13 protein-coding genes are annotated in these 10,461 nt (G+C 60.5%); 7 read left to right on the top strand and 6 right to left on the bottom strand.

Annotated elements, in window-relative coordinates:
* The first annotated feature begins 248 nt into the window (after window positions 1-248).
* On the top strand, window positions 249-851 hold the full coding sequence (locus BFP93_RS17425) for a glutathione S-transferase family protein (RefSeq protein WP_065887953.1): 603 nt from the start codon (window positions 249-251) through the stop codon (window positions 849-851).
* A 165-nt stretch (window positions 852-1,016) separates the two neighbouring features.
* Here BFP93_RS17425 and BFP93_RS17430 read toward each other — a convergent pair whose 3' ends face one another.
* Window positions 1,017-1,913 (bottom strand): LysR family transcriptional regulator, encoded by an 897-nt coding sequence (locus BFP93_RS17430; RefSeq protein WP_065894008.1) that lies wholly within the window; start codon window positions 1,911-1,913, stop codon window positions 1,017-1,019.
* Window positions 1,914-2,037: 124 nt separating this feature from the next.
* On the opposite strand from BFP93_RS17430, the gene BFP93_RS17435 reads away from it, so the two are divergent.
* Genes BFP93_RS17435 through BFP93_RS17445 form a run of 3 tightly spaced genes read left to right on the top strand, consistent with a single transcriptional unit; the run spans window position 2,038 to window position 4,988 of the window.
* Window positions 2,038-3,330 (top strand): CitMHS family transporter, encoded by a 1,293-nt coding sequence (locus BFP93_RS17435; RefSeq protein WP_065887954.1) that lies wholly within the window; start codon window positions 2,038-2,040, stop codon window positions 3,328-3,330.
* 15 nt (window positions 3,331-3,345) lie between these two features.
* On the top strand, window positions 3,346-4,671 hold the full coding sequence (locus tag BFP93_RS17440; RefSeq protein ID WP_065894009.1) for an acyclic terpene utilization AtuA family protein: 1,326 nt from the start codon (window positions 3,346-3,348) through the stop codon (window positions 4,669-4,671).
* Complete coding sequence (locus tag BFP93_RS17445) at window positions 4,668-4,988, top strand: AtuA-related protein (RefSeq protein ID WP_065894010.1); 321 nt, start codon at window positions 4,668-4,670, stop codon at window positions 4,986-4,988. The genes BFP93_RS17440 and BFP93_RS17445 overlap by 4 nt, the downstream gene beginning before the upstream one ends.
* A gap of 156 nt (window positions 4,989-5,144) precedes the next feature.
* Here BFP93_RS17445 and BFP93_RS17450 read toward each other — a convergent pair whose 3' ends face one another.
* Both BFP93_RS17450 and folE read right to left on the bottom strand, forming a co-directional pair.
* The gene (locus BFP93_RS17450) at window positions 5,145-5,516 is read right to left on the bottom strand and encodes a glutathione S-transferase N-terminal domain-containing protein (protein ID WP_065894011.1); all 372 of its coding nucleotides are present in this window, start codon (window positions 5,514-5,516) and stop codon (window positions 5,145-5,147) included.
* A 102-nt stretch (window positions 5,517-5,618) separates the two neighbouring features.
* Window positions 5,619-6,164, bottom strand: coding sequence for a GTP cyclohydrolase I FolE (gene folE, locus BFP93_RS17455; protein WP_065887958.1), 546 nt, complete (start codon window positions 6,162-6,164; stop codon window positions 5,619-5,621).
* 183 nt (window positions 6,165-6,347) lie between these two features.
* Here folE and BFP93_RS17460 point away from each other — a divergent pair, with 183 nt between their 5' ends.
* Complete coding sequence (locus tag BFP93_RS17460) at window positions 6,348-7,079, top strand: zeta toxin family protein (protein ID WP_065894012.1); 732 nt, start codon at window positions 6,348-6,350, stop codon at window positions 7,077-7,079.
* A complete protein-coding gene (locus BFP93_RS17465; protein WP_065887959.1) occupies window positions 7,076-7,264 on the top strand; it encodes a hypothetical protein in 189 nt (62 codons plus the stop codon). Before BFP93_RS17460 ends, BFP93_RS17465 begins: the two co-directional genes overlap by 4 nt.
* Before the next feature lie 53 nt (window positions 7,265-7,317).
* On the opposite strand, the gene BFP93_RS17470 is transcribed toward BFP93_RS17465, so the two are convergent.
* The 3 genes from BFP93_RS17470 to BFP93_RS17480 form a co-directional block, all read right to left on the bottom strand.
* Window positions 7,318-7,875 (bottom strand): Smr/MutS family protein, encoded by a 558-nt coding sequence (locus BFP93_RS17470; RefSeq protein ID WP_065894013.1) that lies wholly within the window; start codon window positions 7,873-7,875, stop codon window positions 7,318-7,320.
* A gap of 75 nt (window positions 7,876-7,950) precedes the next feature.
* Window positions 7,951-8,271, bottom strand: a complete 321-nt coding sequence (locus BFP93_RS17475; RefSeq protein WP_065887960.1) for a hypothetical protein — start codon at window positions 8,269-8,271, stop codon at window positions 7,951-7,953.
* Window positions 8,272-8,413: 142 nt separating this feature from the next.
* Window positions 8,414-9,004, bottom strand: a complete 591-nt coding sequence (locus BFP93_RS17480) for a cysteine hydrolase family protein (RefSeq protein WP_065894014.1) — start codon at window positions 9,002-9,004, stop codon at window positions 8,414-8,416.
* A gap of 238 nt (window positions 9,005-9,242) precedes the next feature.
* Between BFP93_RS17480 and prmB the strand changes: the two genes are divergently transcribed.
* The gene (gene prmB / locus BFP93_RS17485; RefSeq protein WP_065894015.1) at window positions 9,243-10,151 is read left to right on the top strand and encodes a 50S ribosomal protein L3 N(5)-glutamine methyltransferase; all 909 of its coding nucleotides are present in this window, start codon (window positions 9,243-9,245) and stop codon (window positions 10,149-10,151) included.
* Window positions 10,152-10,461: the final 310 nt, after the last annotated feature.

Here is a 10,461-nt window from a genome sequence, read left to right on the forward strand (position 1 = left end):
GCGCTTTGAGGTACCGGCGGGTTTTGTTGACTGATAGGTCAGGAACTCGCACGAAGCGAATTATGCTTTTGTATACAAATAAAGCAAATAATGTTTTCGATTATCTGCGCAGAAAGGGATGAAAGGCCGTCCACCACGGCAGTCGGACGGATTTATTCTGCGCAGCGCCTTGAAACAAACCGTGGATAGCCGCACTTTGTGGGCGCAGGCGTTCGTTTCGGGCGCGTCAAGCGGCATAAGGGGAGCCCATGTACAAGGTTTATGGCGATTACAAATCGGGCAACTGCTACAAGATCAAATTGATGCTCAACTTGTTGGGCATCCCGTACCAATGGATCGATATCGATATTCTCAAGGGCGACACCCAGACCCCTGAGTTCCTGGCGAAGAACCCCAACGGCAAGATTCCGGTGCTGGAGCTTGAAGATGGCACCTGCCTGTGGGAGTCCAACGCGATCCTCAACTTTCTCGCCGATGGCAGCGACTTCTTGCCCAGCGAGCCGCGCTTGCGTACACAAGTGTTGCAGTGGCAGTTCTTCGAGCAATACAGCCACGAGCCTTACATCGCCGTGGCGCGGTTCATTCAGCTCTACCTGAACATGCCGCAGGATCGCCTGGAGGAATACAAGACTACCCACAAGGGCGGCTACAAGGCGTTAAGGGTGATGGAGCGCCAGCTGCAAGCCACGCCGTATCTGGTGGGCGAGCAATATTCGATTGCCGATATTGCGCTGTATGCCTACACCCATGTGGCCCATGAAGGCGGGTTTGACCTGGCGCCGTATCCGGCGGTGCAGGCGTGGCTGCAGCGGGTGGCCAGTCATCCTCGGCATGTCCCGATGCTGGACTGATCATGCAATCAAAAGGTGGAGGCAAGCCCTGATGTAGGAGCGAGCTTGCTCGCGAAAAACGTCAACGATAACGCGTGCTTCCTGAATGAACGCGGTGCCTGTGAGTTTTTCGCGAGCAAGCTCGCTCCTACAGAGGGTGGTGATCGCCAAGCCCTCTGCGACCATTTAGCTCAATGGTGAGTCAGATAACTCTTTATTTAGCAGGTCAAAGCAGCGCTGTGCTGCCGGGCTTAACGCCATCCCACTGCGAGTGATCAACCCGATCTCCCGGTTCACTCCAGGATGATCGATCGTGATCCGCTGCAACCCCTCCAGGCTGTCCGCCGCCGACTCCGGCAGCACACTGATCCCCAACCCTTGGCGCACCAACGCCAATACCGTCGACATGTAGTTGGCTTCCATGCCCGCGTTCAGCGTCAGTCGTGTCTGGTCGAACAGCGCGTCTACTTGCTCGCGCACGCTGCTGTCGCGTCCGGTCAGGATGATCGGTTGGTCTGCCAATTGCGCCAGGGTCAGTGACCGATAGCGCGTCAGTCCATGGTTCAATGGCACAAACGCGCACAGCCGGTCATTCAACACCGGCACGAAGTCCAGGCCATGACTCAGGCGCGCACTCACGCCGATGCCGAAATCCACCTCGCCGGAACGCACCTGGGCATGAATGCGATGGGCCACCAGGTCATGCAGGCGCACTTCAATCCCGGCGAAGCGCTCGCGAAACAAGCGCAACACCGGCGGCAGGCTGCCGGCGCACACCGAGGGCAGGGCGGCGAGGGTGACCACACCCCGGCGCAGGGCGGCGAGGTCACGCGAGCCGGTGACGATGTTGTCCAGGTCCAGCAGCAATTTTTCCATGGGGCCACGCGCCTCCTGGCCGGCGGCGGTGATGCTCACGTGGCGCGGGCTGCGGTCGAGCAGGGCGACGCCCAGCCAGTCTTCCAGTTGTTGCACCTGCACGGTGAGGGCTGACGGAGACAGATGCAGCTCGTTGGCGGCCTTGGTGAAACTGCCGGTACGGGCGACAGCGAGGAAGGCCTGGATGTGCTGGATGCTATTTTTCATGAGGTCACTTCGTTTTGTTTTTCCGAACGTGCTATGCCGAATATTCCAATTTACAAAGACTAACCCGCTTCCAATACTCCAGGGAAAACAATAACCGGCCACCAAGGCCGCTCTGGAGTACCCCATGCTTGCAACCCTGGGCGTCATTACCATCCTCTGCCTGCTCGCCGCTGTAATGAGCAAGCGTCTCTCGCCCCTGGTGGCCCTGATTGCCTTGCCGATCATCGCCGCGTTGATCGGTGGGTTCGGCCTGCAAACCAGCGGGTTCATCATCACTGGCATCAAGAACGTCGCCCCGGTCGTTGGCATGTTTGTGTTTGCGATCCTGTTCTTCGGGATCATGACCGACGCCGGCATGCTCGACCCGATCATTGATCGCATCCTGCGCACGGTCGGCACGCGTCCTACACGGATTGTCGTCGGCACCGCGACCCTGGCGCTGCTGGTGCACCTGGACGGCTCCGGCGCGGTGACCTTTCTGGTGACGGTGCCGGCGATGTTGCCGTTGTACACCCGGCTGGGCATCGACAAGCGCATCCTGGCCTGCGTCTGTGCGATGGCCGCCGGGGTCAACTTCCTGCCGTGGACCGGGCCGGTGCTGCGCTCGTCCGCGGCGTTGCATGTGCCGGTGGCGGACCTGTTCCAACCGCTGATCCCGGTGCAGATCGTCGGGCTGATCTTTGTGTTCGCCTGCGCCTGGTGGCTGGGTCATCGGGAAGAAAAACGCCTGGGCCTGGGCGCCGGTTCCAGCGTCGACGCGGTGCCGCAACGGGTGCTCAGTGACGACGATATCAAGCTGCGCCGTCCACGGCTGTTCTGGGTCAACCTGATGCTCACTCTGCTGGTGATGGTGGTGATGATCGCCGGCTGGGTCGACCCGGTGGTGATGTTCATGCTCGGCACCGTGGTCGCGCTGTGCATCAACTACCCCAATGTCGACGCCCAGCGCGCGCGTATCGACGCCCATGCCAAAACCGCCCTGACCATGGCCAGTATCTTGCTCGCCGCCGGCGTGTTCACCGGCATCATGCAAGGCACCGGCATGCTCAAGGCGATTGCCGAAGTGGCGGTGGCGCAGATTCCCGCCGGCCATGGCAAGTTGATCCCGGCGGTGGTCGGCTTTATTTCCATGCCGTTGAGCATGTTGTTCGATCCCGATTCCTACTATTTCGGCGTGATGCCGGTGATCGCCGAAGTCGGCAAGGCGCTGGGCGTCGACCCGCTGCAAGTGGCCCAGGCCTCGTTGCTGGGTGTGCACACCACCGGTTTCCCGGTCAGCCCGTTGACCCCCGCGACCTTCCTGCTGGTGGGTCTGTGCAAGATCGAACTGGCCGATCACCAGCGCTTCACCATTCCTTTTCTGTTTGCCGCGTCGGTGCTGATGACCCTGACCGCGCTGCTTTTGGGCGTTATCTAAGAGGAGTTATCTGAGATGAAAATTTTGCGCATCGGCGCCGGCGCCGGCTACTCCGGTGACCGTATCGAACCCGCCGTGGAACTGGCCGAACAGGGCGACCTGGATTACCTGGTGTTCGAATGCCTGGCCGAACGCACCATTGCCCTGGCGCAACAGGCGCGTATCAGCGATCCGGCAGGCGGCTACGACCCCTTGTTGAGTGAGCGCATGCAGCGGGTGCTGCCCTTTGTCGGGCGGCAACCGGGCCGCCGTCGTCTGCGCGTGATCACCAACATGGGCGCCGCCAACCCGGTGTCGGCCGCCGCCGAAGTGCGGCGCATTGCCGGTGAACTGGGGGTGAACCTCAAGGTGGTGGCCGTGGTGGGCGACGACGTGTTGCAGGCGTTGCGGCCCGAGCAGTGGCTGGACAACGGCCAGACCGTGGGCGCACTGGGTGAACGGCTGGTTTCGGCGAATGCCTACCTGGGCGTGGAGGGCATCCTTGAGGCCCTGCGCGCTGACGCCGATGTAGTGATTACGGGGCGTGTGGCCGACCCGTCATTGTTTCTCGCGCCGCAGATGTTTGAATTCGGCTGGGCCGCCGACGATTGGCAGCGCCTGGGCAGGGGTACCCTGGTCGGGCATTTGCTCGAGTGTGCGGGGCAGGTCAGCGGTGGTTATTTCGCCGACCCAGGCCGCAAGGATGTGGATGACCTGGCACGCCTGGGCTTTCCATTGGCCGAGGTCGACGCTGACGGACACGCCTTGATCACCAAAGTGACGGGCTCCGGGGGGCAGGTCAGCCGCGCCACCTGCAGCGAACAATTGATCTACGAAGTGCACGACCCGCAAGCGTATCTGACCCCGGATGTCACGGCCGACTTTTCACGGGTGGGCTTTGTCGAGGAGGGCATTGATCGGGTGCGTGCCCAGGGGGCCGACGGTCGTGCCCGGCCTGAACAGCTGAAGGTCAGCGTCGGTTATCTGGACGGCTGGATCGGTGAGGGGCAGATGTCCTACGGCGGTCCGGGCGCTGTCGCACGGGCGCAATTGGCGCGGGATGTAGTGCTCAAGCGTCTGGAACTGACCGGCGTGAAGATGCAGGACGTACGCGCCGAGTTGATCGGCATGGACTCATTGCACGGGCCGCGCAGCCTCGTTGAGCCCTGGGAGGTGCGCCTGCGCGTCGCTGCTCGTTGCGAGGCGCGCGCTGACGCCGTGCGCGTCGGTAACGAAGTGGAAACCCTCTACACCAACGGCCCGGCCGGCGGTGGTGGAGCGAGCAAGAGCGTGCGCCAAGTGGTGGCGGTGGCGTCGTTGCTGCTGCCCCGTGGCGACGTCAAACCGAGGATTGAAGGATGAAACTGCACACGCTGGCCCATTCCCGCACCGGGGACAAGGGCGACACGTCGAACATCTCGATCATTGCCTATCGCGCCGAAGACTATCCGTGGCTGTGCGAACAACTGACGGCCGAGCGCGTGGCCGAGTTCTTTGCCGATTTGCTGGAGCCCGGCGCTGCGCCGGTCCGGCGTTATGAACTGCCCAATGTGCAGGCGCTGAATTTTGTGTTGCCGGGCATCCTGCGCGGCGGCGTGACCCGCTCGCTGGCGCTGGATGCCCATGGCAAATGTCTTGGGTCGGCGTTGCTGGACCTGGAGTTGCCAACAGCGAACTGAATGTGGGAGGGGCTTGCCCTAATGCCAGTCAGTTAGCGCAGATTCCCTGTGGGAGGGGGCTTGCCCCCGATAGCGGTGGGTCAACCAACATCAGTGTTTGCTGGGCCGACGTCATCGGGGGCAAGCCCCCTCCCACAATGGATCTGCGCAGGTTTGTCAGATCGCGGCGAAGCGCTTGTCCAGGTAATCAATGATCACCTTTGAGTCATACATCCAGGTAGTCTGGCCGTTGTCTTCGATGCGCAGACACGGCACCTTGATCTTGCCGCCTTGCTCCAGCAGAGTCTGGCGATCCTGCGCATTGTTTTTCGCGTCCTTGAGCGCCACCGGCACATTCAGGCGATGCAGGGTACGACGGGTCTTCACACAGAACGGGCAGGCATGGAACTGATACAGGGTCAGGCCTTTGGCCGCTTCATTCACCTGCGCCTGTTGTTCGGCGGGCCGCTGCTTTTTGCGCGGACGGGTCAGGAAGTCGCCGGCGATGATGATCTGGCCGAGGCCTACTCGAAGTGCTTTGACGAACATGGCTGAAAGCCTCTTGCCCATGGAGAAGGGGTCGCAGCTTACCTGAATTTTACGGACGAAAAAAAACCGGCGATGAACGCCGGCCTTTTCCTGCACAGCCGTTTACTTGATCAGGCTGAGAAATTCGCTGCGGGTGGCCGCGTTTTCACGGAACTCACCGAGCATCACCGATGTAATCATCGACGAGTTCTGTTTTTCCACACCGCGCATCATCATGCACATGTGCTTGGCCTCGATCACCACCGCCACGCCGAGGGCGCCGGTCACTTCCAGCACCGCATCAGCGATCTGGCGGCTGAGGTTTTCCTGGATCTGCAGGCGACGCGCATACATATCGACGATCCGCGCGACCTTCGACAGGCCCAGCACTTTGCCGCTCGGGATGTACGCCACGTGGGCCTTGCCAATAAACGGCAGCAGGTGGTGTTCGCACAGCGAGTACAACTCGATGTCCTTGACCAGCACCATTTCGCTGTTGTCGGAGCTGAACAAGGCGCCATTGGTGACTTCTTCGAGCGTCTGTTCATAACCGCGGCAGAGGTACTGCATTGCCTTGGCGGCACGCTTTGGCGTGTCGAGCAGACCCTCGCGGGAGACGTCCTCGCCGAGTTGGCCGAGAATCGCGGTGTAGTTTTGTTCCAATGTCACAGGACTGTTTCCGTATGGGTTTCAGAGCGGTACGGTGTATGCCTGTACCAATATGAAGCGTTATTACCGCGCGGATATCGCAGTGTGCGCTGGTGATTGGCGCACATAGTAGCGTAGGTACGGCGACAGGTGTATTCCCGCACGAAGCCGATGTTAAAGTCGGCCTCCAGTGAGGAGTATGTGATGACGCCACGGGAACGAAGTATCGCAGAGCGTGCCGTTGGCTTCGCCAAGGCGAATCGCACACGAATTGCCAGGGATTTGGCCTGCTTGACTCGCTATCCCGGTGAAGAATATCCCGTCTCGGTTTTTATGGCGGGTTCTCCTGGCGCCGGTAAGACTGAGGTCTCGAAGTCCTTTGTCAATCTGATGGAGGCGCATGGGGCCAAAACGCTTCGTATCGACCCTGACGACTTCAGGGATTATTTTCCTGAGTATAACGGTGCGAATTCGAGCCTGTTTCAGCGCGGCGTAACCATTATGGTGGAGCGGGCCATCGACCTCGTTTATCAGCAGCGACAGTCATTTCTTCTGGATGGGACTCTCGCGAATCTCGACGTTGCGCGAAAAAACATCCAGCGTGCGCTCGGCAAGAAACACCGCTCAGTGCAAATCATGTATGTGTATCAAAAGCCGGAGCTGGCATGGGAATTTGTGCTTGCACGGGAAGCCGTTGAAGGCAGGAACATCCCTTGCGTGGAATTCGTTCGCCAGTTCTATGCATCCAAGGCGACGGTGTGCCAATTGAAGCGCGAGTTTCTGGAAAAAATCCAGGTCGATGTGATTCTCAAGAATACTGATGGGAACGACGCCGAGATTGGCATCGACCTTTCAACTGACGAAATTGACGAACTGGTCAGGCAGCCCTACCATCCTGAACAACTTGAGCAAATATTGACCGGAGTAGCCTCATGAAAGGCGAAATTACGGACGCAATAGAAAAATATCCTTCCACAACCATGTCCGACTTTTTCCGAAGCTGTTCGGTAGAGGAGAGGCGGGCGGTCTATCGAAGCGCAGCCAATACTGCAATCACGATGCAAAAAGCCGTCATCTCACTGGCAAGAGAGAAAAAAGCTAGAGAGTTCGCCGGCGAATAAAAGCCCCGTCCTCCTGATTGACAGCCCAGCCTGAGTGCTGGGCTTTTTATTGGTTACTCGTCGCGCCCCTCCATCATGGTGCGCTTGAGCATCACATACACCGCGCCGGCCCCGCCGTGGCGGGCCTGGCAGGAGGTAAAGCCGAGCACCTGGGTGTGCTGGCGCAGCCAGGTGTTGACGTGGCTCTTGATCATCGGCCGCTTGCCGTCCAGCCGCACGGCCTTGCCGTGGGTGACGCGCACGCAGCGGATTTCGAATTTGGTGGCCTCGGCGAGGAAGGCCCAGAGAGTTTCCCGCGCCTTCTCCACGGTCATGCCGTGCAGGTCAAGGCTGCCCTCGAACGGGATCTGGCCGGCCTTGAGCTTGCGCATCTGGCTTTCCTGCACCCCATCGCGGGCCCACGTCAATTCATCTTCGGGGCCGACGTCGATCACGAACTGATCCGACAAGCCATCCACGGTGGTGGCATCGGTGCGCACGGTGGCGGCCTGGCGCAGCTTGGCGATTTGCGCCCGGTCAGCCTTGGGTTTGCCGGTGTCGGCGCGGTCATGCTTGATCGGCTTGACGCCGCGCAGCTCGTTCTTGAACAGGGAAAAGTCGTCGTCTTGCATGTCAGCCTCCGCGAAGGGCGGGCAGTTTACCTAAATCGCGGCGGCTGCGGCGCGTCGAATACTATCCAAGCGCCATTAGTCGTGCTTTTTCATCAGGTGCGAGGCGATATTCAACGACAACGGCTGGCGCATTTTCCGACGGCTGCGGCGCCACAGCCATACCCCCAACCACAGCACCAACAGGCCGATCCCCAGCAGGATCGCTGAACCGCCAGGGCTGGCATTCAGCTCGCCGAGTGCCGGCGAATGCCCAAACAGACCGGCGCCACCAGCGCCAGCCAACAGCAGACCTACGATCGCCAGCAGCGCGGCAATGCCCGCCACCAGGCGCAGACGCCAATTGCTCGGGCCCTTGGGGCGCAAGCGACGAGCATCAAAACCATCGGATATCTTCATTCCGACCTTTCCTCCAGGGTATCGGCCCTTCGACCGGAAGATACACAGGTTGTTCCTGTGCCCGGGGCAAATGCGCGAAATGAGCAGGCCTTGCGGATGAGCGGGGCAATGAACATGGGCACACCGCTCATCACAGAGACGATCAGATCAGATCTTTGGTCAACGCCAGGGTCGCGAAGTTGTCGGCCATGATGGCCATTTCGGTTTGCTGCACATGTTCGGCACTGAGCACGCCACCTTTGCAGGGCAAGTCGCGTGTCGCGCAGGCATCTTCCACCAGGGTGCAGCGAAAGCCGAGGTTCTTGGCGGCACGTACCGTGGTGCTGACGCTTGAATGACTCATGAATCCGCAGACGATCAGGTCCAGCGAACCCAGGTCCTGCAGGTGTTTCTCCAGGCCGGTGCCGTGAAAGGCGCTGGGCAGCAGCTTGCCGATAATGGTTTCGTCGCCTTCAGGCTCAAGGCCAGGGATGAATTCGCCGCGCTCGCCTTGCGGATCGAACAGGCCGCCGACGGTGCCCAGGTGGCGCACATGCACGATCGGGCGTCCGGCGTTGCGCGCAGCGGTCACCAGTTGCTTGATGTTGCCGACCGCCGCGTCCATGCCCGAGAGGGCGAGTGGGCCGCTGAGGTATTCCTTCTGGGCGTCGATGATCACGAGGGTCGCATGGGCAAGGTTGGCAGCTGCGTAACCACGACCGCTGATTTGAAACATCGTCTTTGGAACGGACATTCTGGGGCTCCTGTCAGGGGGGCTTTTGCGCCATTGTCCACTGGCTGAGCGGTTCTGTGAATCGCTACCAGCGTAAGGTACGCCGTTGCTGGCGTGCAGCCATGTCAAGGGGGTGGCTTGTTTAAGTCATTAGGGTGGATTTGGATGAAATCCGACATGCGGCAGCGGTATTTCGTACATCGTCGGTACAGATGAACGCTGTTAGAATCGCCAGTCGTTTTTTCCAGGAGTCTGCCCCGTGATCACTTCCCGCCTGCGCACTTTGCGCGACCATATCCGTTGGGCTGTCAGCCGTTTCCATGGGGAAGACCTGTTTTTTGGCCACGGCACCGACAATGCCTGGGACGAAGCCCGGCAACTGGTGCTCGGCGCCCTGCATCTGCCATGGGAAATTGCCGACAGCTACCTGGACTGCAATTTGGAAGAAGAGGAAATTTCCCATGTGCAGCGTTTGCTGCATCGGCGCATCCATGACCGCGTGCCCACGGCCTACTTGCTCAAGGAGGCCTGGTTCTGCGGCATGTCGTTTATCGTTGACGAGCGCGTGCTGATTCCGCGCTCACCGATTGGCGAGTTGATCGAAAACCGCTTCGAACCCTGGCTGGCCCAGCCGCCGGCGCGCATTCTCGACTTGTGCACCGGCTCCGGTTGCATCGGCATCGCCTGTGCCTACGAATTCCCCGAGGCCGAGGTGGTGCTGGGTGACTTGTCCTTCGAAGCCCTCGAAGTGGCCAACCAGAACATCGAGCGCCACGGCGTCGATGAGCGCGTCTATACCGTGCAGGGCGACGGCTTTGACGGGCTGCCGGGTCAGCGCTTCGATCTGATTGTGTCCAATCCGCCGTATGTGGACGCCGAAGACTTCGCCGATATGCCGGATGAATACCAGCACGAACCGGAGCTGGGCCTGGCTTGCGGTGACGACGGCTTGAACCTGGTACGGCGCATGCTGGCCCAAGCGGCGGACCACCTGGCCGAGAAGGGTTTGCTGATTGTCGAAGTGGGCAACAGCCAAGTGCATGTTGAAGCGCTGTACCCGGAAGTGGATTTCGCCTGGCTGGACTTCCAGCGCGGGGGGCATGGGGTGTTCATGCTCACGGCTGAGCAGTGCCGCCAGCATCAGGCAATCTTCGCCGCCCGCGTTTAACTCGGTCAATGTGGGAGGGGGCTTGCCTCCGATGGCGGCCTCAGAGCCGACCAGGATTTTGTGTCGATCCTGGCCCAACTGTGGGAGGGGGCTTGCTCCCGATGGCGGCCTCAGAGCCGACCAGGATTTTGTGTCGATCCTGGTCCAACTGTGGGAGGGGGCTTGCTCCCGATGGCGGCCTCAGAGCCGACCAGGATTTTGTGTCGATCCTGGCTCAAATGTGGGAGGGGGCTTGCCCCCGATGGCGGCCTCTGGGCCGACCAGGATGTTGGATCAGATCGAGTACATATCCGTTTCTGCGGTAACGGCC

Origin of the sequence: Pseudomonas sp. 44 R 15, from assembly GCF_900004965.1 — a bacterium.
Lineage (GTDB): Bacteria > Pseudomonadota > Gammaproteobacteria > Pseudomonadales > Pseudomonadaceae > Aquipseudomonas > Aquipseudomonas orientalis_A.